The sequence below is a fragment of the Paenibacillus sp. W4I10 genome (assembly GCF_030816325.1).
GTDB lineage: Bacteria > Bacillota > Bacilli > Paenibacillales > Paenibacillaceae > Paenibacillus > Paenibacillus amylolyticus_B.
The window spans coordinates 6,684,442-6,708,254 of the sequence record NZ_JAUSXX010000001.1 but is presented as its reverse complement, the minus strand read 5'-3'; the positions used below and the strand labels follow the sequence as shown (position 1 = coordinate 6,708,254).

At 46.2% G+C, this 23,813-nt stretch carries 19 protein-coding genes; 4 read left to right on the top strand and 15 right to left on the bottom strand.

Going from position 1 to position 23,813, the window contains the following annotated elements:
* Positions 1–1,308: a replication-associated recombination protein A gene (locus QF049_RS30110; RefSeq protein ID WP_307542655.1), complete on the bottom strand. Its 1,308-nt coding sequence runs from the start codon at positions 1,306–1,308 to the stop codon at positions 1–3.
* A 42-nt stretch (positions 1,309–1,350) separates the two neighbouring features.
* Complete coding sequence (locus tag QF049_RS30105) at positions 1,351–2,241, bottom strand: LysR family transcriptional regulator (protein WP_307542653.1); 891 nt, start codon at positions 2,239–2,241, stop codon at positions 1,351–1,353.
* A gap of 136 nt (positions 2,242–2,377) precedes the next feature.
* Here QF049_RS30105 and QF049_RS30100 point away from each other — a divergent pair, with 136 nt between their 5' ends.
* Together QF049_RS30100 and QF049_RS30095 are read left to right on the top strand one after the other, a co-directional pair.
* Entirely contained in the window at positions 2,378–3,121 is a 744-nt protein-coding gene (locus tag QF049_RS30100; RefSeq protein WP_307542651.1) for an SDR family NAD(P)-dependent oxidoreductase, read from the top strand.
* Complete coding sequence (locus QF049_RS30095; protein ID WP_307542649.1) at positions 3,118–4,020, top strand: DMT family transporter; 903 nt, start codon at positions 3,118–3,120, stop codon at positions 4,018–4,020. Before QF049_RS30100 ends, QF049_RS30095 begins: the two co-directional genes overlap by 4 nt.
* A gap of 125 nt (positions 4,021–4,145) precedes the next feature.
* On the opposite strand, the gene QF049_RS30090 is transcribed toward QF049_RS30095, so the two are convergent.
* The 7 genes from QF049_RS30090 to QF049_RS30060 all read right to left on the bottom strand — a co-directional run bounded on the left by QF049_RS30090 (position 4,146) and on the right by QF049_RS30060 (position 17,108).
* On the bottom strand, positions 4,146–6,326 hold the full coding sequence (locus tag QF049_RS30090) for a HelD family protein (protein WP_307542647.1): 2,181 nt from the start codon (positions 6,324–6,326) through the stop codon (positions 4,146–4,148).
* A gap of 227 nt (positions 6,327–6,553) precedes the next feature.
* On the bottom strand, positions 6,554–8,332 hold the full coding sequence (locus QF049_RS30085; RefSeq protein ID WP_307543487.1) for an ABC transporter ATP-binding protein: 1,779 nt from the start codon (positions 8,330–8,332) through the stop codon (positions 6,554–6,556).
* Between the two features lie 85 nt (positions 8,333–8,417).
* Complete coding sequence (locus tag QF049_RS30080) at positions 8,418–9,716, bottom strand: NCS2 family permease (protein WP_307542645.1); 1,299 nt, start codon at positions 9,714–9,716, stop codon at positions 8,418–8,420.
* Between the two features lie 434 nt (positions 9,717–10,150).
* Positions 10,151–10,909: a tRNA threonylcarbamoyladenosine dehydratase gene (locus QF049_RS30075; protein WP_307542643.1), complete on the bottom strand. Its 759-nt coding sequence runs from the start codon at positions 10,907–10,909 to the stop codon at positions 10,151–10,153.
* Positions 10,910–10,927: 18 nt separating this feature from the next.
* The gene (aspS, locus tag QF049_RS30070) at positions 10,928–12,706 is read right to left on the bottom strand and encodes an aspartate--tRNA ligase (RefSeq protein WP_091027644.1); all 1,779 of its coding nucleotides are present in this window, start codon (positions 12,704–12,706) and stop codon (positions 10,928–10,930) included.
* Between the two features lie 213 nt (positions 12,707–12,919).
* Positions 12,920–14,173 (bottom strand): histidine--tRNA ligase, encoded by a 1,254-nt coding sequence (gene hisS / locus QF049_RS30065; protein ID WP_307542640.1) that lies wholly within the window; start codon positions 14,171–14,173, stop codon positions 12,920–12,922.
* Between the two features lie 943 nt (positions 14,174–15,116).
* Positions 15,117–17,108 carry a serine hydrolase domain-containing protein gene (locus QF049_RS30060; protein ID WP_307542638.1) on the bottom strand — a complete coding sequence of 664 codons (1,992 nt, stop codon included), beginning with the start codon at positions 17,106–17,108 and terminating at the stop codon, positions 15,117–15,119.
* Positions 17,109–17,310: 202 nt separating this feature from the next.
* Between QF049_RS30060 and QF049_RS30055 the strand changes: the two genes are divergently transcribed.
* Positions 17,311–17,898 carry a sensor domain-containing protein gene (locus QF049_RS30055; protein WP_307542636.1) on the top strand — a complete coding sequence of 196 codons (588 nt, stop codon included), beginning with the start codon at positions 17,311–17,313 and terminating at the stop codon, positions 17,896–17,898.
* A 110-nt stretch (positions 17,899–18,008) separates the two neighbouring features.
* The gene (locus QF049_RS30050; RefSeq protein ID WP_307542633.1) at positions 18,009–19,808 is read left to right on the top strand and encodes a helix-turn-helix transcriptional regulator; all 1,800 of its coding nucleotides are present in this window, start codon (positions 18,009–18,011) and stop codon (positions 19,806–19,808) included.
* 32 nt (positions 19,809–19,840) lie between these two features.
* Here QF049_RS30050 and QF049_RS30045 read toward each other — a convergent pair whose 3' ends face one another.
* The 6 genes from QF049_RS30045 to dtd all read right to left on the bottom strand — a co-directional run bounded on the left by QF049_RS30045 (position 19,841) and on the right by dtd (position 23,804).
* Positions 19,841–20,776, bottom strand: a complete 936-nt coding sequence (locus tag QF049_RS30045) for a tetratricopeptide repeat protein (RefSeq protein ID WP_307542631.1) — start codon at positions 20,774–20,776, stop codon at positions 19,841–19,843.
* A complete protein-coding gene (locus QF049_RS30040; RefSeq protein WP_307542629.1) occupies positions 20,742–21,110 on the bottom strand; it encodes an SEC-C metal-binding domain-containing protein in 369 nt (122 codons plus the stop codon). The genes QF049_RS30045 and QF049_RS30040 overlap by 35 nt, the downstream gene beginning before the upstream one ends.
* Before the next feature lie 662 nt (positions 21,111–21,772).
* A complete protein-coding gene (locus QF049_RS30035) occupies positions 21,773–22,219 on the bottom strand; it encodes a hypothetical protein (RefSeq protein ID WP_091020461.1) in 447 nt (148 codons plus the stop codon).
* A gap of 106 nt (positions 22,220–22,325) precedes the next feature.
* The gene (locus QF049_RS30030) at positions 22,326–22,832 is read right to left on the bottom strand and encodes a type 1 glutamine amidotransferase domain-containing protein (protein ID WP_105601829.1); all 507 of its coding nucleotides are present in this window, start codon (positions 22,830–22,832) and stop codon (positions 22,326–22,328) included.
* Between the two features lie 267 nt (positions 22,833–23,099).
* Positions 23,100–23,267 (bottom strand): hypothetical protein, encoded by a 168-nt coding sequence (locus QF049_RS30025; RefSeq protein WP_017686784.1) that lies wholly within the window; start codon positions 23,265–23,267, stop codon positions 23,100–23,102.
* Positions 23,268–23,342: 75 nt separating this feature from the next.
* The gene (dtd, locus tag QF049_RS30020) at positions 23,343–23,804 is read right to left on the bottom strand and encodes a D-aminoacyl-tRNA deacylase (RefSeq protein WP_091020464.1); all 462 of its coding nucleotides are present in this window, start codon (positions 23,802–23,804) and stop codon (positions 23,343–23,345) included.
* Positions 23,805–23,813 lie beyond the last annotated feature (9 nt).

The window sequence follows — 23,813 nt, the reverse complement described above, 5'->3', positions numbered from 1 at the left end:
TTACAGTTCTCTGCGCCGCTGTTGGTTCAGCCTGATCTTCGATTCATTGCCTTGCTCCGTTGCCTCATAGAATACTCTACGCGAGAGCTGCTTTGGTAAATATTCCTGCTTCACATAATGCCCCGGGTAATTGTGCGGATATTGGTAGCCCTCATGTCCAAGTTTCACGGCACCCGAATAATGCGTATCTCGCAAGTGAAGCGGAACTTCTGCCGATTTCACTTCATCAATAGCGTTCATGGCTTTGGAAATGGCGGTGTATACCGCATTGGATTTTGGACTTTCGACCGCGAACAAAATCGCTTGTGCGATGTTCAGCTTGGCTTCGGGCCAGCCGTTATTCCGGTACGCATCAAGTGCTCCAATAGCCTGTGTCATAGCTTGCGAGTTCGCAAGTCCAATATCTTCACTGCTCGCTGCAATCAGACGCCGAATGAAGGTCATCGGGTCCATGCCGAGCTTCTCCACCGCATATAAAAACCAGAACAATGCCGCATCACTGGAACCCCGAATACTCTTGTGAAATGCAGACAGCACATCATATTGGGTGGATTCATCCGCCTTCACAATGGGGCGCCGGATAGACTCTTCTGCTACACCAAGCGTAATATGAATCGATCCATCCGTCTCCGGTGGCGTCGTCAATGCAGCCAGTTCAAGTGCGTTAAGCGCACGCCGAATATCCCCGTTGGCCATCGTAGCAATGTGCTCAAGCGCCTCATCGTCCGCCTGCAGTTCCATGAACCCCAGACCTTTGTCCGCATCACTCAATGCTCTGCGCATTGCAATAAGGGAATGATCCTTGTTCAGCGATTCCAGCTGGAACAGAGTTGAACGGCTCATTAGGGCCCCATTGACATAATGAAAGGGATTCTCTGTTGTTGCGCCGATAAAAATAATCGTGCCCTTCTCTACCGCTGGCAATAGCGCATCCTGACGTGAACTGTTAAACCGATGTACCTCGTCGAGGAACAAAATGGTTTTTGTTCCATACAGCTGTTTGTTCGTTTGCGCCTGTTCGATGACTTCACGCACATCCTTGACGGAAGCTTCCACTGCATTCAGACGTACAAACTGTCCTTGCGTTTGCTGGGAAATAATATGTGCCAAGGTTGTCTTGCCACATCCCGGAGGGCCATATAACAAGATGGACGAAATCTGATCGGCCTCGATGGCACGCCGGAGTAATTTCCCCGGTCCAATAATATGTTCCTGTCCAATATATTCATCCAGATGCTCTGGCCGCATGCGGTCCGCAAGCAATCTGGCTTGTGGTTTTGAGTCTTGTTGAAACGAAAATAAATCCATTGCTCATCACTTCCTTAACGGATTGCCTTGCCTTGATTACAATTACACCTCTGATGGTTCTCCACTCTCTATCATATCATACTCTCGCGGTAACATAGCCATAAATGCATGTAGTGCACTGCTGACAAAGGCATCCTTGCGAATAATAAAATGAGTCATCATGCGATTCATACCTACGGGGAGTGTATGCGTGCGCAGTAATCCATTTTTGATCTGATGTCTAATCACAATCTCTGGTAATAAGGAAATTCCCATGCCGGACGTAACTCCACTAATAATCGCTTCAAGGGTTCCGAATTCCATAATTACTGGGCGGGTAACACCACCCACCTCTAACCATTCCTCCAAAATCTGACGATAGGAACACCCCATGCTGTAGACAAGAATGGGTTTACTCTTAAGATCTTCATCCGTAGGACCCATACCAGAATAGACAACAAATAGTTCCTCATCAAATACAGGAATAGAAACGATATCAGGATGATCACAGGGACAGCCTATAAATGCTCCTTCCAATTCATACCCAATAACCTGATCCATAAGTATCTGCGAATTGCCAGTAACCAGTGACAAGGAGACATCTGGATACTGTTTATAATATCTGACGAAAAGTTCAGGTAGTCGCACGGCCGCTGCGGTTTGTGTAGACCCTATTCGCATTGGACCCGATGGTGTGCTCGTCGCCCGAAGTGCCTTGGAAGCATCATTCAGCAAACCAATAATTTTATCTGCATAGGTCAGCAACATTTCTCCGGCTGGAGATAACGTCATGCCTCGGTTATGACGAATGAACAACGTTGTACCTACTTCTGCTTCCAGATGCCGGATTCGTGCCGTTACGTTGGATTGCACATACCCTAGTTTAGAAGCAGCTTTGGTTAGATTCCCTTCCTGTGCAACACACTGAAATATTCTAAGATCCCCGCTCTCCATGGTCCCCCCACTCTGACATCATTCAAAATGATATCCGCTTCATTACCAATCATTATACTTCATGTGTAAACCGGACTACAATTCATGTAGATCCCAAACCAGTCATCTGACTGGATGATGATAAGGAGTGTTCAGCATGACATACTGGAAAAATAGAGTTGCTCTGATAACAGGTGGTGGAACAGGTATAGGCCGTGCTGTAAGTGAGATGCTCGCTGAACGCGGAGCCTTGGTCGCTGTCAACTATTCCCGCTCACAAGATGCAGCAAGAGAGACTGTTCAACACATTTTGGATACGGGAGGCCATGCATTCGCCGTTCAAGCTAATGTTGCCAATGATCTTGATGTCCGGCAGATGGTCACTACAGTAACTGAAACCTATGGCCCGATCACTGCACTTGTAAATAACGCTGGAATCACGCACCATATCCCCATGCACGATCTGGAGTCTGTTACAGATGACATCTGGAATGAGCTGGTTGATGTGAATGTTAAAGGCATGTTTCATTGCGCTCGTGCGGTGACGGAAGGTATGAGACAGGCTGGCGGTGGTTCTATCGTAAATCTGGGCAGTATCGCAGGTAGTACGGGTTCGGGCTCCTCTCTCCCATACGCTGTCTCCAAAGCGGCAGTTCACGGTCTAACTTTATCACTTGCGCACGCACTCTCACCACATATTCGGGTGAATGCTATCGTCCCTGGCGCAGTTGCTACAAGGTGGTGGGCTGGAAATGAGGAGCGAATGTATCGTCTTGGTGGAGAGCTGTTGTTACAGCATATTGCCTCGCCTGAGGACATCGCACACATGATCTGTGCCGCGCTAGAACAGCAATCCATGACCGGACAGCTGATTACTGTAGATAGCGGACAGACGTTATGAGCTCCAGTCATGATAAAGATACCCGGATCATCAAACCATTGAAATATACACTATTGATCATTTTGACAACGTTAATCATGGGCACTTCTTTTCCGGTTGGCAAGATCGGCATGTTATATGCCCCACCTTTCCTGCTCATGGGCATACGTTATGTACTGGCTGGTGGATTGATGGCTTGGTTTCTACGCAAACGTCCTTTGCCTACCGAGTGGCAGTCTTGGTTGAAAATAATCCTCATTGGTCTGTTCCAATCCGCAGGAGTGATGGGTTGCGCCTACTACAGCATGAACTGGATTACATCCGGTGAATCCGCCATTATTACGTTTACCAATCCGTTACTGGTCATTATCCTCAGTGCTCTCTTATATAGCGTGACCTACCGTTTCAGTCAGTGGATCGGTGTTATACTCGGTTTCATCGGGATTATGTTAACCTTTGGATGGCAGATGAGCTTTAGTCCTGGAACCTGGATTGGATTTGGTGGTGCGATCTCCTTTGCAGTCTCCACATTGCTCATCAAACGCTGGGGCGATGGCTACGATACTTTTGTCTTAACAGCCTATCAGATGCTCGCGGGAGGTGCTGCGCTTCTTTTACTGAGCGTATGGACTGAACAGCCTCACTTCATGGTGAATACCACCTCGGTTATAGCGCTGCTCTGGTTAACGCTTGTTTGCTCCATCATTCAGTTCTCACTCTGGTTTTATCTGCTTCAGAATAGTGACCCAGCCCAAACCAGTTCGTATCTATTTCTGGCACCGTTCTTTGGTGTATTGTCGAGTTGGATTTTGCTAGGAGAACATGTCCAGTGGTTTGCATTGGCGGGCGGTTTATTCATTGGTGTTGGCATATTCCTGGTGAACCGTCGCTCGTCCAGAATGGGAAATAGCGTAACATAAACTTGAACTTCCTCCGTCGTTTTTTCTCGGAAAATTAAGCGATTCTCGCACAAAAGCAGAAAAAGGCATGCGCTTATGGGATTTCCCATGAACGTCATGCCTTTCTTTGGTTAAGCAAACTTTATTTACCCAATCTCAGGCCAACCCTGAATGGTTACAGGCTCGCCGTCGGGATTATGTGTTGCAGCCGCATAGATCGGCAGTACACCGTCATGGAACAACCACAATTCATGCAAGGCCCGTGTACAACCAACGTACAACAGCTTTGCATCACCTGCATTTGGCAAATAATGCTTCTGGTCTACGTCTGCCACAATAACGGCATCAAACTCCAACCCTTTAGACAGATAGACCGGTAAAACGGAGTGTCCACCCGTGTACTGCTTTTTGCCACCATCGATCAGGTTTAGATCCCAGCCTGCGTCCTGAAGTTCACGATGAAGTTCCTCTGCTTCATGCAGTGTACGGGTCAGGATGGAGACCGTTCGGTAGTCTTTGACGGTTAACACCTTCAAAGCCTGCTCCAGACTTGCCGTCCGCCCTTCGCCTCCATAAGCCAATGTCCGAACCGGATCACCACTACGGAAAACAGGAATCGCCGTAATTCCGCTCTTGACACCACGTTCCAGAATCGTATTGGCATAGTCGATAATTTCCATCGTCGAACGATAACTTCGGGTCAATGCAAAGTATGCATTCTGTTCCTCAGGAAATAGAGAACTCATCTCTTCCCACGCATGAACACCACGGTACTCATGAATCCCTTGGGACAAGTCACCAAGTATGGTGAAGGAATGCCCTTTGACGAAACGATCCAATAACGCCACATGGAAAGGTGAAAAGTCCTGGGCTTCATCGATCACAATATGGTCAAACCGCTCCGAGCCCTCAATATCATGGACCAATGTATGAATGTATACCAATGCAGGCAAATCCTCTTCACGGACGATATCCTGCTTCAGATCTGCTGCCGTTTGTTTCATGACTAGTTTTGGAATAAGCCCGCTGAGCGAAGCTGGCACAGCCCCCCCTTTTGCAGCTTTGAACAACTGTTTATATAACGTAAGCGGCTCGTATTGAGGCCATTTTTTGGCATAAGCTTTCTCACGAGTAGATGCTTTTTTCTTGCGTTCTTTGCGCACAGCTTCTGGCATCGGTTTCTTAAGTTCCATCTCAATCCAGCGGTGAACCCGCGCCATGACCCGTTCTTTGCGTTTGGCCAGCGGATAATGTTTGTACTCCTCACCGAACCAGTTCTCGATCTCCGTCTTGCTGAGCTCCTTACCATCCCATGGACTGAAGTCCATATCCGGTACGGAATCCGCTTCCATGCCCGACAGCCACTCTCGAATAAGCTCCATGAAACGGATCGATCCTTTGTAACGTCCAGGTACATCATCATTCAATTCAGGCCGTGCATCAGGTGTTTCGAACCAGGTGTTCAATGTATCCGACGTATTCGCCAAAGGCATCTCCAGCCCCAACAGGTTCATCGCCCAATCCGGGAATGTCCGCTGTTGAATGTCCCCTACTCCAAGTTCCGGAAGCACATCCGAGATGTAATCCAGGAACATATGGTTGGGTGCAAAAATAACCATTTTCTCCGCAGATACCTGCTCCTTATACTGATATAGCAAAAAGGCAAGCCGATGCAGGGCAACCGTTGTTTTCCCGGATCCAGCTACACCCTGAATGATCAATGCGGTATTTCGCGCCGCACGAATGATCAGATCCTGCTCCGCCTGAATTGTAGATACGATGTCACGGAGTTTGTTATCCTTGTTCTCTCCCAGACGATAAACGAGGAATTCATCCGATACCGCTGGCTGGTCGCTATCACGGTTATATGTATCCGCCACACGTTCCAATATCCGCTGCCGAATGACAACGTTTCGTTTCAGGTACACCAGACCTTCAATAAGCCCTTCCGGGGCTTCATACGTTGCGGAGGCTTCGCCTCCTGTAAATGAGTAAAACAGGCTCGCGACAGGAGCACGCCAGTCGATGACGAGCGGATGCTCTCCCACCTCTTCGCGGTCTACGCCGATTTTGCCAATATACAGCGGTTTCCGTGCACCACTGCCCTGTTCTTCGAAATCCAAGCGTCCGAAATAGGGTTGCTGCGCGCTCTTGGACAAGGCGGTGCGGCGCTCTTCGCGTCCAGCTTCCAGCACTTGTTCTGTGAAGTCGTGGCCGGTATACACCGGAATATTTTGCAGTCGTTCCAGCTGACTGTCCACTTCCTCCATCGTTCGCTCTAACCTGTACTCTTCTTCTTGATAGGCACTTTGAAAGCTGTCTGACATGTTTCAGTTACCTCCTAAGAATATGTTTTGCTCTGCATCGCCAATCACTGACGACGCAAAAGGATACCCACTATATCATATTGATGTGGAAAAAGCTACAGCAACCTGGATGAACTCATACAAGAAAACCGTTGCTCACGCTCGTACTGAACGAATGAACAACGGTCTTAAGTAAAACTATATTTGAACCTTATCTTTGAAAAACAGTAATTGATCTAGTTCTGATTTCAATTTTGACCTTCCTGTGCGACAAACTGCTTCTGCGCTAATTCACGATACACCGAATGACTGCTGATCAATTCCGCATGAGTTCCTGTTCCGGTAACATGTCCATGCTCCAATACAACAATCTGATCGGAATCCACCACTGTGGACAATCGGTGCGCGATCACGATCGTAGTTCTTCCTTCCATCAGGTTGGACAAAGCCTGTTGTACTTCATACTCCGAGGTGCTGTCCAGACTGGATGTGGCTTCATCCAACATAAGAATATCCGGACTGCGCAGTAAGGCACGAGCAATAGCAATCCGCTGACGTTGGCCCCCGGATAGCTTAATTCCTCTCTCGCCCACTTCCGTGTCATAACCCTGTGGTAGCTTGTCGATAAAATCGGCAGAATAGGCCATTTCAGCAGCTCGCCGGATCTCATCCATCGTGGCCTCACGACCTAATCCGTACGTGATGTTGTCTTTGATCGTACCCGCCATAAGTGGACTTTCCTGAGATACATACCCAATCTTGCTACGCCAGGAGGCCAAAGAATAATCCGTTATGGCTTGTCCCCCATATGAAATATGGCCTGAATCGGGCATATAGAACTGCTCCATCAAGGAGAACAGTGTTGATTTGCCACTACCGCTTGGGCCGACAATCGCTGTCACTTTTTGTGTAGGTACCGTCAGATTGATTCCGTGCAGCACTTCCTCACCTGTGACATAGGAAAAGTGTACATCATGGAATGCAATCGTCTCATTTCCTTTTGGAGCTACCTTGGTGCTGTGATGTGGCTCTTCCTCATCGGCAAGGATAGCTTGTATGCGCTCTGTTGCACCTACAACTTTCTGTAAACGGGAGTATAACGTCGTGAATTGTCCCATTGGCATAATGACCTGGAACAACAGCAATATGAACGCGACCAGTTCACCCGGTGACAGCATGCCAGACGCTACGCGCATTCCCCCCACACCCAGAATAACGACCAACACGGCAGTCATGACAAATGTAAACAAGGGACCGATCAGAGCGAGGATACGTGCTTCCTGCAAACCAAAAGCGAACATTTTACGAATCCGGGAATCTCCTGCTTCCACTTCCTGTTTCTCCGTGCCGTAGGCTTTGACCAAGCGAATCTCGCCAATAACCTGACTGAGCACGGACGTAAGACCTGCCATCTCATCCTGCTGTTTCTTGGAGATCTTGTACATTTTCTTACCCACCGGCAACAGAATCAACAACGTAAGTGGCACCAGACTCAAAATAATGAGCGACATCACCCAGTCCAAATAGAACAGTAACGCCACGCCACCCACAACGGCAACGATGTTCGACACAAAGGAAACCAGATAATCCGCGATCAACGTCATGATCTGGCTTGTATCATTGGTAATCCGGCTCATCGTATCGCCTGTCCGATTTCGGTCGAAATACGGCATTCTCAGCGACAAGACCTTGTTCCACAGCTTGGTGCGAAGCGTTGCGACCACGCGTTGTCCTGCGTAATTTAACATATAAATGCTAATACCTGAGGCAATCGCCTGAATCACAAATGCCCCAAGCAATAACAAAATCACAGATTTGTTCAATGCCGAAGTGGTAAGTCCATCAATCAGACCTTTGGTCATCAATGGCACGATCAGTCCGGCTGTTGTTTGAATCAGGGTTAAGATGAGGGCAAGAATCAAAATCAGTTTTGGCGGATTCGTGGAAGCGATAAGCTTGACGAAATCCCTAAATCCCTTTTTTCCTACCTTCGGTTCATTCTGCCCTGCTTGTTGCTGCTCTTCCATTGCCGTTCCTCCCGTTCTCCATCTGCTCACCAGAGATCATACGTATGAACTTACATGACGTTGCCTTTTGTTGTTTAACACAGCTTTACAAGATACCATGTAACACAAAATTGGCTAAAAAGAGGATGGAAATGCCATACATGACCACAGGTACCTGTTTACCTTGACCTGCTGCCAGCTTCGCTAATGGATAGGCAATAAATCCAAACGCCATACCGTCCACGATGCTATATGTAAATGGAATCATGACCATGATCAGAAATGCCGGGAATGCCTCTGTAAAGTCACCAAAATCCATATCTTTCACACCTTGCACCATCAGGCCACCAATAATGATCAAAATGGGTGCAATTGCACTGTCCGGAATGTAACCGAGCAGCGGGATGAAGAAAAAAGTAGCTCCGAATAACACGGCTGTAACGAGCGGAGTCAAACCTGTGCGACCGCCTGCAGCAATTCCGGCTGTAGTCTCGGCGGCGGCAACTGGAGGACTGCTTCCGAATATGCCTGCCAGCACGGTACTAATCGATAGTGCCCGCAGACTTCCCTTGAATCGCTCCGGACGACCAATCATCTGTGTCTGAGCTGTAATTAAACCGATATTTTCAAACACCACAATTAGCAGTAGCAAAAATACCGCGATCCAAAACGCGACATCAGCCAGCTTCATCAAAGACAATTCGCCAAACAACCCACCGTATTGACGCAGCGCATCCATCGCTGATACGGATTCACCCGGGTTCACTGCTCCAAGTACATAGGCAAGACCTGTCCCGACCAGAATACTGATCAGAAGTCCACCCTGTACGTTCCGTATAAATAAAATCAAGGCAAGCACCAGCGTAACGCAGGCTGTAATGACATTCGGATCATTGAAATGCCCAATCGCAACAAACGTAGTCTGATGCGCGATAACGATTCCACTTTTTTGCAAACCGATAAATGTCAGAAACAAACCAATCCCGACCGTAATGCCATGCTGCAGATTTTTCGGGATCGCTTCGCTGATCATTTTGTATAGTGACGTAAACGCAACAATGGCAAACAGTATACCTGTAACGGTTACAACGGCCAGCGCTTCTTGCCAGCTTAATTTCATGGAATGTACAAGTGTATACGTGAAAAATGCATTAATCCCCATTCCGGGTACCACGATAATCGGTGATTTTCCGCCAAATGCCATGAGCAAACAGCCTGCGATGGATGTCAGCAGGGTTCCAACCATAGCTGCCTGCAAGGGCATTCCGGCATCGGAAAGAATTGTAGCATTGACCATAACGATATAGACCACGGCAAAATAGGAAATGGCTCCCGCCACAATTTCCTTCTTCCACTGGTCTCCTGGCTCCATGCCAAGACGTCTGGTCATCCATCCGTGTTTCATTTCGTTCTATTCCCCTCTCTCTATAAATTCAACTAATGAATGTTTACACTTGCCACTCCGATGACAGAATAATCTTCCGATCGCTGTTATCCCCAGATTTTTTTAGCATTTCTTCTCCAGTGGGAAAATCCGGTGATAAAGGCGAACGCTTCGCTTCTCCAGCTTTTTTCTGTCCTCTCCGTTCTTGTGTAAAAAGTTAAGTTGAACCTATATGCCGCAAATTCGTTTATGTATGTATCATCATTTCGCGCAGCAGTGAATATCATACACGGTTTTGAGTATGAAGTACATGACGTAACTCTGACATTTCTCCGGTATGCATCGCGTCCATCATAGACGAGTGACGTCCCATCCGCTCCGGTCTTGCGAAGTATGATTACACAAAAAAAGCGCAGATGCCTTATGAGCATCCACGCTTCTTCAGTGGCAGCAAGTTAATGCTGCTTGTTCTCTGCAATCTCTAACAAATCCTTAATCGCAACACTGACCATAATCAGTCCGGCTACCGGAGGCACAAATGAGTTACTCGCAGGTGGCTGTTTAGCCTTACGAATTTCCGGAGCATTCTCGGGAACGATTTTTTGTGTTACGTCCTCACGCGGTTTCATCGGCTTTTCAGTCGAGAAGACCACTTTCACACCTTTTTTGATGCCGTCTTTGCGAAGTGTCGTACGTACAACACGGGCAATCGGGTCCATGGTCGTTTTCGAAATATCCGCAACCTGGAATTTCGTTGGGTCCATTTTATTCGCCGCACCCATGCTGGAGATCATCGGAATTTTACGTTTCAGGCACTCTTTAATGAGATGGATTTTGTAGATAATCGTGTCGGATGCATCCAGCACATAATCCAGTTCATATTTGAACAATTCCTCATACGTTTCTTCCGTGTAAAACATATTCAGGGCAATCGCATCACATTCCGGATTGATCAGTTTCACACGTTCCACCATCAGATCCGCTTTTTTCTGCCCTACTGTCGTGGTCAGAGCATGAATCTGGCGGTTAATATTGGTGATGTCCACTACGTCTTTATCAATCAGGATGATGCGCCCAACGCCGCTACGGGCAAGAGCTTCTACAGCAATTCCACCTACGCCGCCAATACCGAGCACAGCGACTGTACTATTCTTCAATGCGTCCAGACCTTCAGGTCCGATCGCAAGTTCTGTTCTTGAAAATTGATGGAGCATTGAGAATCGATGCCTCCTTTATTTCTTTTCCGCTACCGGTTTACGGGCTACGCGGATATGAAGTTGTTCCAATTGCGAGTCATCCACTTCAGAAGGTGCATTCATGAGCAGATCCGTTGCACTTGCCGTTTTCGGGAAGGCAATCGTTTCACGCAAGTTCGTGCGACCCGCCAGCAACATCACAAGACGGTCCAGACCAAAGGCAATACCACCATGCGGTGGAGTTCCATATTCGAATGCTTCCAACAGATAGCCGAATTTCTCATTCGCTACTTCTGGTGAGAGTCCAAGGGCAGCAAACATTTTTTCCTGAACATCACGTTTGTAGATACGCATCGAACCGCCACCTACTTCATAACCATTGAGAACAAGGTCATAGGCTTGAGCGCGGATTGCACCCGGATCAGTGTCGAACAGATGTACATCTTCATCTTTTGGACGTGTGAACGGATGGTGTTCTGCCACATAACGTTTCGCATCTTCATCATATCCGAGGAGTGGGAAGTCCACAACCCAAGCAAATTTGAATTTGCTGTCATCGATCAATCCAAGTTGACGGCCGATTTTCAGACGCAATGCGCCCAGAACGTCAGCAACCACTTTTTTGGTGTCTGCGGAGAAGAGCAACAAGTCGCCATCTTCAGCACCAGTACGTTCTTTGACAGCTTCGATTTCTTCAGGCGTGAAGAACTTCACGATAGGCCCTTTGAACTCGCCGTCTTTCACTTGAATCCAAGCCAGACCTTTCGCACCGTAACGTGCAGCAAATGGTCCGAGATCATCGATCTCTTTACGGCTCCATGTGCCACAGCCTTTAGCGTTCAGCACTTTCACTTCTCCACCTTTTTCGATGACAGAAGCAAATACTTTAACACCACTGTTTGCTACGATATCGTTCATTTCAACCAGTTCCATACCAAAGCGCAGATCTGGTTTGTCTGAACCGTATTTGCCCATTGCATCTGCATACGTAATCCGTTGGAAAGGTAATTCCAGCTCAATGCCTTTGGTTTCACGCAGTAATTTGGCCATCAGTTCTTCCATCATTGGCAGCAGGTCATCCTGTTGCAGGAAAGAAGTCTCGATGTCGACTTGAGTGAATTCTGGTTGACGGTCTGCACGCAGATCCTCATCCCGGAAACAACGAGCGATCTGATAGTAACGCTCAAGTCCGCCGACCATCAGCAATTGTTTGTATATTTGCGGTGATTGCGGCAAGGCGAAGAATTCACCTTCATGCACACGACTCGGTACGAGATAATCACGCGCACCTTCCGGGGAGCTCTTCGTCAAAATCGGTGTTTCCACTTCAACGAACTCTTCTCCATCCAGGTAGTCACGGAACACTTTGGATGCTTTGGAACGCAATTTCAGTGTTTCGAACATTTCCGGACGACGCAGGTCCAGGTAACGATATTTCAAACGAAGGGATTCATCAACTTCGACACCATCTTCAATGAAGAATGGAGGTGTTTTTGCTGCATTCAGCACTTCGATTTCTGTGATTTGAACTTCAATTTCGCCTGTAGGCAGGTTTTTGTTAACTGTTTCTGCATCACGTTTAACAACTTTACCCGTTACAGCGATAACATACTCGCTACGTACGCGATCTGCGATTTGCAGAGCTTCACCGGAATAAGCCGGGTTAAAGACAACTTGTACAATCCCGCTGCGGTCACGCAGATCGATAAAGAGTACGCCCCCCAGGTCACGGCGGGTTTGAACCCAACCGTTCAATGTTACTGTTTCACCGATGTGTGCGGGTGTTAATGCGCCGCAATGATGACTTCTTTTCATAACCAAACTCCTCATTATGTGAATTTCCGTTCTGTATGGGCAGTTAATACCTGCTCTTCAACAGCCCGGTTACGTGTAGACCATGTATTCGAAAAGGCATGTTACCTCTGGCTCGCCAACTTCCAATTCGTTGGAATCGTCGGTGAACCTCAGTAATTTTGCCGGATCAATTGTGTTACTCGAAAGTTTTAATCTTCATGTTACAGTTCGTGCTCATTTACCTTCGCGAATGGCTGCTACCAGATCATCAAGCTTCACGGTTTGTTGCTCTCCCGTATCCATCGACTTGAGGGCGATCTCACCACGCTCTAGCTCGTCATCACCAAGGATGGCGGTATAGCGGGATTTGAAACGGTCAGCTGATTTCATCTGTGCTTTCATCTTGCGGCCCAGATAATCACGTTCACCAGACAATCCAGACTGACGAAGTTTGAACAACAGACGGTTCACTTCACGATCAGCAGCCTCTCCCAGAGCAACAAAGTACACATCCAGTGGAACGAGCGTAGTAACCTCAATATTTTGGTGCTCCAGAATCAGTTGAATACGTTCCAGACCAATACCGAAGCCGATGCCCGGCTGATCAGGTCCACCGATATCTCCAACCAGTCCATTGTATCGACCACCGCCACCAACGGTATCAATCGCTCCAATACCTTGGGCTTTTAATTCAAACGCAGTCAGGGTGTAATAATCCAAGCCCCGTACCAGACGATTGTTCACAGCATAATCCACTCCGAAATCATCCAGGTATGCCTGCAGCTTGGCAAAATGATTCAAAGACTCTTCATCCAGGCTATCCAGTATGGACGGTGCCCCTACGAATTTGTCCTGATCGACTTTGCAGTCGAGTACACGCAGCGGATTACGCTCCATGCGTGACTGGCAGTCCTTGCACAGGCTGTCTTTCATCGGTCTAAGGAATCCAAGTAACGTCTCGCGATATTCTGCACGGCTGGTCGAGTTACCAACAGAGTTGATCTCCACTTTGACATCCTTCAAACCGAGCTCTACACACAACTGGTAGCCCAGTGCGATTACTTCGGCATCAATCGCCGGGTCCAGTGCACCGATGGCTTCTACACCAAACTGGTGAAACTGACGCTGACGGCCTGCCTGCGGACGCTCATACCGGAACATCGGACCGATGTAATACAACTTGCTCACATCCGGTTCCCCGTAGATTTTATTCTCTACATACGCACGGACAACACCCGCTGTTCCCTCCGGACGAAGAGTCATGCTGCGATTGCCTTTGTCATCAAAGGTATACATTTCTTTTTCAACGATATCGGTAGTCTCTCCTACACCGCGTACAAATAAAGAAGTCTGTTCGAAGATCGGTGTACGAATCTCGCGGTAATTAAACCGTCGACACAGATCTCGTGCTTTTTCTTCTACGTACTGCCATTTCTCGACAACTCCAGGAAGTAAGTCCTGCGTCCCCGTCGGTTTTTGAAAAGCCATCTTGATCCCTCCAGCATTGATTTTTTTCTGTAAAAGTTAAAAATTATACACGTGATCACTGCGCGGGCAGATCAACCTTACAATCGCTGTTATCCCCAGATTTTTTAAATTTTCATTCTCAATGTGGAAATCCGGTGATAAAGGCGAACGCTTCGCTTTTACAGGTTTTTTCTGCCCTCTCCGTTTTCGTGTATTTCTTTTAAATCAACTTATATAACAAAAAAATCCCTCGCCCTGTCGCTGTGTATACAGCAAACAAAGGGACGAGAGATTGTGTAATATACATTCACCCGTGGTACCACCCACATTCCGGAAACCTGACACTTTAGCCGTTCAGGTGATCTCTGATGATTCAGGATTGCCTAAGGCTTTCTGATCAAGCAGATATTCCGCTCTACGTGTAACGCACGTCCTGCGCAGGCCGGCTACTGGTCAACAGATCATCTCTGCTGTGTTCGCCGTCTGTTCTCGGGGAAGTCATTCGTCCGCTCATCAAGAGAATCCTTACAGCCTGGGGATTCCTCTCTGGTCATGTGGGCACGGAGTACTTGGTCCCGTCATCAAATCAGTAATATAGTTCAAAAACGCTTGTATTGACTATAGTCAACGTATTATTTTCTGATTGTAATGAACCGCAGTGCTAAAGTCAAGGATTAACACGAAAAGATATTACAAAAAATTTAATCACACTGACGAAAAAAGTATGGGCCAAAGCCCAACAACTGATAGATGCCAAACGGGCGGCCGCCTGCGCACGCGAAAATGGGCCAAAGTATTTCCTAAGATGAAAGATGCCAGCGAGCGTTAGGTGCTGCAAGTGGCCGTACCCATAACAGGGGACAGGGAGAAGGCTTCTCCCTGACGCCCACTCCGACACCGCTCCTTGGTGCATAAAAAAGTGAGGGCTGTTCCATCCAGCGCCTCACTTTTAATACGATTAAATTCAGGGCTTGATCGGTAAGGTGTAGTAATCAAAAGCTTTATCAAGCAGGGCGCTAGCTTCTTGGCGACTCAACGTTTGTGTGGACCGGAAATCAACAGTCCGATTCGAATTAATCTTCGTATCCGGGTCTACAATACCTTGAGAAACAAGCGCAATGATCGCATCAACCGCCCATGAATCCGTTTTGCCGATCAGTTTAACATTTGTTCCAGGCGCTGCATGCTTCAGATTTTGAATCATAACTGCCGCCATTTGTCTTGTAATTACGGACTTTGGTTGATAATGGGGGATTCCGGCTATCATCCGTTTCTTATTTTCACGGAATTCATCCGGAAACGTATGCATGCCATGGGCGCGCAGCAATACGTCCGCAAATTCTCCCTGTGTCATCTTTCCTTTAGGATCAAAGCGATTACCTGATTTGGCTCCCATAATGTCTAAGCTGTTTAGATTATCAATATACGATTTATATACACTGCCATTGGGCACATCGGAGAATCCTGTTTTCATCTTTACTTTTTGGGCATGCGCAACGAAATCCATACCTTGGGGATTCGTATAATAGAAATAAGTGATATCACCGGATTTATCTTTCTTGAATGCCATTTTATTACCGGCTTCATCTTCAAATAGAAGCGGATGAACCATTCTCAGCGGATGTTTGCCGGTAGTCCCCGTTTCCATCAACAAATTCCCATCCGCATAAGAAATTTTAGTCCTTACTCCATATAAACGCGTGTTTCTGTATAATCCAACGTAAGCTTGGGCGGTTTGTTTGCTTATTTTTGAATAGGTGGATGGCTGTGTTTTTACTGTCTTAGGAAAATAGTGATTCATAAATGCCTCGTACACACCTAAACTCATCATTGAATCGTTATTATAAGACAAGTAAAAGGCAGTATTCTTCTCTGGCAAGATGGCAATTAACGAGGAATGACCCGGAACATTTCCTCCCTTGAGTATTACATGCTGACCGTTCATGACATTGTTGAAATACCCTTCGAATCCAACGGTTGTGATAGGAATTGTAGGATCAGCGTAAAATTGATAGGTTTGCATCAAATCTACGCTTTGTTTGCTGACGATTTCCTTGCCTTCAAATTCACCTTTGTTTAAGTGCATAATCAAGTACTTAGCCATGTCTTCACCTGTTGAAGTCATACTTCCCTCAGGCTTCACGGAAGGCGCAGTTCCCATTGTCGGCTGAAGCTCACCGCTCGGTCCATAGTGTGCAGCCATATTGGATAGTACCTCAGGAGTTAATCTAACACTGGTCTTGTCCATTCCTAATGGTTTGAATATATTTTTCTCCATATATTGAGAATAAGGCATGCCGCTCACGTTCTCTACTGCATATCCCGCCAACATAAAACCAAAATTGTCATACGTATAAACTTCTCCCGGAGGTCTTACCACAGTTGGCATATTCTTATGGAGATACCGCTTCATTGAAATGTCCTTATTCAAATACTCCACCGAATAATCAGTGACGATATCCGGCAAGTCCACCCCGCTCGTATAGGTAAGCAGATCAAACATCGTCAGCGGTTTTCCGGTTATGTTTGGTACCTTCATTCCACCGAGATATTCTTGGATGTCATGCTTAAGATCAATTTTTCCTTGATCGACAAGCTGCATAGCCGCCAATGCTGTAAAAGACTTGGTAACAGATCCAATTTGGAAAACAGTATCTTTATCAACGAGTATCTTCTTTTCTCTATCTGCATAACCGTACCCTTTACTTAAAAGTACTTTCCCGTCCTTAACGACTACAAAATTGGAGCCCACGGTATTGAATTCCTTCATCTTATCCGCAAATACAGCGTTAGCGAACGCCTCTACTTCCTTTGAATCTTTTGGCCCTTCCAAGCTGACTTTCTCTATTGATTTCTGATTTGATGCAGCTACACCATTAGTAGCTGTACATGCTGTTACGATACTTGTAGATAATAGTAGAACTGCAAGACTGGCATTGCGAATTGCTTTTTTCATGGTTCCTCTCCCTTTATCATATTTGCCTATGACCACTAGGCCTACCCGAGTATTGCAAATTTCCTGTCATACGAACAAGTTGCATTTCGTCACTATCTTCTCTGGGTTCTCTAATCATGTCACATGACATTTTCACACTGGATGAAGTGACACGAGAATCGGTATGATACGTCTATTACATTGAAGGGACGATGGAACATTCATGAATAAAACGATCCGTTGCTTTTTCCAAAATGGGTACTTCTTACTGCTCACTTTTGCTACAGGATTATTTTACTTTTGCTTTTACTTGGTTACTCTGACATTAGGCATAGGCCTTTCTTTTACAGTTGCAGGCATTCCCCTGCTCACACAAGTATTGCGAACCACGCTAACCTTCGTGCAATTCGAACGTATACAAACGAAGATTTATACCGATATCACCACCCAGCCTTACGAACGGAGTATAAGAACAGACCAACCTTTATGGGCGCAAGCTAAAGAGGAACTTATGGATACACGTAACTGGGTCGCGATCTGTTGGTTGATGTTGAAGTTATGGATTGGTCTTCTATGTCTCCTTTGTGCTGCTTTGCTCTGCGTAATGCCTCTTTTGTTAGTGCTAACTCCGCTGTTCTTTCCTATCTTTGATATCCACCTTTTTGGGATGCAGATAGATACCTTCATGAAATCACTTTTTATTATGGCTATGGGAGTTGTTTTTGCTTTTATTAGTTCCGGGCTATTAAACGTTCTGGTTCGTCTAATTGGCGGCTATACGCGTCAAATGACAAAAAGGTTAAACCGATAGTTTCTGTGTTACAATTTACACTTGTCAAAACTTACTTGAGAAATTATCGTTTAATCGATTCATAATTGTAAGTAAAAAGATATAGAAGACTTTAGTAAGGAGAGAGTAACTTGTTTGAAACGGTAAAACAGTGGTTCTGGTATGACTGGATCATGTTCATATTTCGGCTTATTTTAAGTATTTCTCTCATGTTCACAACCGTACAGTTTCATGCTCAGATCTCCCTGCCGCTTTGGGCTTTGATTGTTTGGCAAATTTTCGCTTTTTCCGTTCCCTGGCTTTGTTTACAGCTCAGCTATAAATATTATCTGCTTACAGAAATTATTTTTTCGGGCGGACTATGCTTGTATTTAACATATTTTTTTCCGGAAGCTTATCTCGCGTTTCTGACCTATGCTTTCCTGATTGCGGTGAATAGCGCTCATAAATCCTATCGTTGGACAGGGCCCGTAACAATCCTGCTCTTGCCGATTTTGATTAATGTATTATCCAATCAGAGCAATTATTGGGTCATGATGATCCATATCGGACTCGCTTATGCCATTGGGTTTGCCTTTCATTTGCTGGTGGTCAATCATCGACAGAGTGAACTCATCCGGGAACAGAATACGATTCTACAACAGTATTTTTCCCAAATTGAACGTATCACGCTAGCCGAAGAACGTGACCGGCTGTCCAAGGATCTCCACGATACTGTCGGACATTCCTATACTTCTATCATCATGGGGTTAGAAACATTGCGTCCTGAACTTTCTACAGAGGCAGGGAAACAGAATGTCAGTTCTTTGTTGAATCTAGCCCGCAGAAGTCTAAAAGAAATCAGAGGATACTTGCATCAGGTAGAGTCCCCGCAGGAGATCCAGCCGATGCTTCAATCATTGCAGCAATTAGTTGAAGATTTTCAAGCACAAGCAAAAATAAACGTTCATTTCCGAACTTTTGGAGAGGAATACCCATTACCCAAAATGGCCAAGATGGCCTTCTATCGTTGTTTGCAGGAATCGTTAACTAACGCCGTACGGCATGGGGAGTCCACGGAAATCACCGCTACGCTAAAATTTGAGCAGCGTCAAGTTAGACTGGAAATACAGGACAATGGTAAAGGAATGGAAGAATGGCAGGATGGCTTTGGCTTGAACGCGATGAAAGAACGCGCCATGAATCTACAAGGGCAAGTGTCCGTTTATTCCGAGCCTGGGGAAGGAACGCTCGTGACTTGCACATTGCCAAGACAAGTGGAATTATCGGATGAGATTATTCGCTTACTGATCGTGGATGACCAAGCCTTCATTCGGGAAAGCCTACGGACCATTCTGGAGGGGCACAAGGATCTGAACGTGGTCGGATTGTCTGAGGATGGCTTACAAGCCATTGAAAGCTGTGAGCAGGATCAGCCCCAGGTGATACTCTTGGATTTGGACATGCCCAATATGGATGGAATTTCAGCTACCAAAATCATTAAACAAAAATGGCCGCACATTCGAATTCTAATTCTAACCACGTTTCAGGATACTGAACAGGCCCTAGAAGTTCTGCGAAGTGGAGCAGATGGCTACTTATCGAAATCTATTGAACCCCGTGAACTTGCTGAAACGATTCGTCTTGTCTATCGCGGGGGTACACTGATTGATCAAGAGATGTCGCATAAATTGTTTGAGAAGCTCGAAATGGACAACACTGGAACCGGAGTATTGAAACCAAAAAAAACGGAGAACTTCGGCCTGACTTCAAGGGAAATGGAAATATTACAGCTTGTTTGTAAAGGTCTACGCTATAAAACCATTGCCGCCAAATTATATTTATCTGATGGCACAGTGAGGAATTATGCCTCCACTGTCTATATGAAATTGGGCGTTCGTAACCGGGAAGAAGCTGTACAAAAGGCAATAGAAGCTGGATTCCTCGAATGAAGAATTCCAACTTCTATTGCCTTCTTATATCTCTATTGTTTCAGCATCCACTTCAGCAGATCAGGCATGCTCGCCCATAGACGGGAGTGCATAATGACATATTCAATCGCTTCGTTGGAGTCGCCCATTCCAACAAAGTCAGGGAGGTTATGCGGCAGCCGTTTCAAACCCAGCAGGTAATCCGGCACATGCTTGTTCATCCCCCGAGCCACACTGTACAGCTTGTTGAGCTGGGAGGTGATCCCATTCTTCTTATACTCCAGAATGATCTGGTCATAGGCAAAGGCAGTTGAGGCGCCACCTTTTCCATACTTAGTCATCAATTGTGCTGCCTGCTCCAATTGGTTGCTGTACAAATACACAGCAGCGAGCAGGTAACGTGCTCCGGTATTGTCTTCCGTATTAAGTTCCAGCATATGCTCCAGGGTTTGTGCCGCTTCTTGGGTATTTCCACCAAACCAGCAAGATTCCGCGTAGCTTTTGCATATCCGGATATATGGGCGAGTCTCTTGAAGCCCCCAGAAGTCCCCTTTGTTCTTCTCAAAAAACTGCTCACCCAGTTCGCGTTCACCAGCAGCGATTCCAGCCTTGAGGTACGCCCGTGCATCTGACTCATTGTCCGATTCCTCAGCCAGAATAAGATATGCATCCGAGCTGTCGGGATACACCTCCAGCACCGTTTTCGCCAGTTGTACTCTGCGTTTGGCAGAACTGGCTTCCCTCGCCTTATGTAGCAGAGCCTCCGCTTTGTCCTTCGGTGTGCCTGGACCGTTCAGCACCATTAGCTCGTCCGTTTCGCCGCCCATTCCGTATTCTTCAATGTAACTGAACATCTCATTGACCTTCCGGGAGATCGTACCTGTCGTTACCTCATATTTACTGGCCATTTCAGCTTTTGAGACATTGAAGCCGTACTCCTCGGACAGCAAATACTCAATTGCAGCACAGAAGGAGCCTGTCTTCTTCACAGTGGGGCGGGTCTGGCGGTGAATAACCGTTCCATAACATCAGAGCTTCCAAAATGAGCTCTCCCTCGTATTGGTTCCGCATGTTCTCAATCAGCTCCAGGGCCAGCTGTTCGTGAGCCTGATGTTCCCATTTCAGTTCTTGCGTTACCATCCTATTCAGTTTGGTCAGAGTCAGCTTGCTCTCAGGCTGAACTGTAGCTTCTTGGACAGGCTGCTCCGCTGATATCAGGCGCAGTATAGATTCTGCGGGTGAGGACTCCTTATTCAGACAACATTTCTTATATTTTTTCCCACTTCCGCATGGGCATAACTCATTTCTTCCAACCTTACTCAAAACTAATTCCCCCTTAAATCTGTCACTAGCCAGTTGTATGAGAACACAGTTGCATTAACATTTAGGTGCCATTTCTCGTACCAGGCATTCTATATAACTTACAGTTTCCAGCGAGCAAGCAGAACGGCTACCCCGCCCTTGTATAAGGACGGGGGCGTTTCTGCGAGTATTAGAAGGAATAAAGACTGACCTGAAACTCCTTTTATACTGTTCTTGTGGAATAAGACGGATTTCTCTGGCGTTGTGTTCCTCATACACACTGTCGTTGATTTGCATTCGCCTGAGCCCAAACGTTAAATGCTTGATGTACCATCCAATGAAGCTTAACTATGAAACAACTGGCTTTAATATATTCGAATCCATTCCTCTATTCTAGCAAAATTTATATAAAGGGGTAAGCTTTACACAAAACATATACATTTTCATCCCAAAAAAATAGCCTGCACACGGTGTGCAGGCTCAAAAGATATATAAAAAAAGGGGGTCATGTGTGTTATTATAAGCCCACTATGTTAAAGGCTTATGTAACTAATATTACAGTAATATTACAAAAATGATAGCGCTTTATATTCTAATTTTTTTAATATATTTATAATTAAAAGCCCTTGCACATTACTCGACTCTGTAGTCAAGCAGTGCAAGGGCAAAGAGGTATCTACACGTTAATTCAAATCTTCCACATAGGCATGGTTGGAACGAAGCTTATGAACAATTTCGTCATAATCCTCATCCCTTACTTTGGCAGACAGAACATAGTGCAGATCATCATAATCGGCCGAAGACACATCCGCCGCTTGCAGCAGGTCTCCATCCTCATTCACTCTGTCACGAGTATCCCGTTCTGCATCACGGTCCACATTGGCTACCACAGGGATCACATTTTCGCTGGCTGGAACACCAGGGGCTGCACCTACACCCATTGCTCCGTTGGTACCTACGCCACCTGCTGTATTATATGGCACCAGTGGTACCATAACACGCGTGTCTCTACCTATCGCACTATCGAGTTGACCTACTTCCAAATGCTCTGTACGGAACGTCTGAAGTGAAGTTCTTGCTCCCTCCGCCTCGTCTTCGGTTCGAAAATACGCCTGAATATGTTTTGTCATGTCAAACCCTCCTTTTTCGGAATGAAATGCAAACGTGAAGTTTATAGACGTCACGATGTAACGTAGTTTAAAATACTTAATGTATGTCAGTTAAAACCGGGTGAAGTTATATAACTTTTAGCAGTTCACGTACAAACGCTGGCTCATCTTCAGGCGTACGGGATGTAATATAGTTTCCATCCACAACCGCCTCATGATCCTTGAACTCTGCTCCTGCGTTTACCATGTCATCCTTAAGTGGTGGATAGGATGTAATGGTGCGGCCTTTCAACAGACCGGCACTAGCCAAAATCTGCGGACCATGGCATATCGCTGCGATTGGTTTCTTCGCACTGTTGATCTCAGTGACAAACTTCAAGATGTGCGCATCAGTTCGCAAATTCTCAGGGGATGATCCACCAGGGATCACAACTGCATCATAATCTGAAGCGGATGCATCACCAATCGCCTTATCTGTGGTATAGGAGGCCTTTCCTCCTTTACCTTTAAGGGTCTCACCGGCTTTTAATCCGATAATCTCCACTTCATGTCCAGCTTTTTTTACTTCGTCATACGGGACCTGCATCTCCGAATCTTCAAAGTCATTCGCCAATAAAAAAGCAACTTTACTCATAACGTATGTTCTCCTTTCCGTGTTCGAACTTTCTTTATAAAATCGGGTCTTGCAGTACATTGGCACTTCGTTGTGCCTCGTTTTGTTATTACCCTCACCAGAGCAATTTATAACAATTCAATGTAATTTCATTTTGTAAAGCAGTCGTCAAACGAATAGTTAAAATAGATCTACTCACGACAAAAAGTCCTGATTCGGTAAGGAATCAGGACTTTTTCAGAATCTGTATAATCCAAATATCGGATAATTATATACCTGTGTAAACATTCAAGATCGCGGAAGATGACTCTGCTTCCCTTTGTCCGAATCCTGAAGTGCCCAGATCGTTGCAACATACTCAGCAGCCGAACGGGCAAGGTGCAATGATTCATACAGGTTGCCAGGGAGTAACAGAGGTTCTGAACGGGTACGTGTTTCTTTCGCAGATTGGCGCATAATTGGATGGATGCTCCTTTGATCATGAAATAGTCATCAACGAATTATCCTAATTATGGCCTGAACCTCATGAAATTATGCACGTAGTTCCTGACGAACCGGACTTTCAAGCATCAAAGTCACGGGTCCCCAGTTGGTAAATGTTACATCCATCATCGCTCCGAAACGCCCGGTTTCAACCTGAATACCTTTATCCCGTAGTAGTTGATTAAACGTTTCATATAACAGTTCTGCCGCTTCAGGTCGGGCCGCAGCCGCAAAGCTCGGACGCTTTCCTTTGCGACAATCTCCGTACAGGGTGAACTGGGAAACAGACAATACAGCACCGCCTACATCAAGCAGGCTGAGATTCATCTTCTCCTGATCATCCTCAAATATCCTTAACCCACTAACTTTGTCAGCCAGATACTGGGCATCCTTCTCGGTATCCTCATGGGTAATGCCTACGAGCAGCATTAATCCGGATTCGATCTTACCTGTCAGCTCGTCTCCCACGGTCACCTGAGCCTCTTTACAGCGTTGTACAAGCACCCTCATCTTACAGGC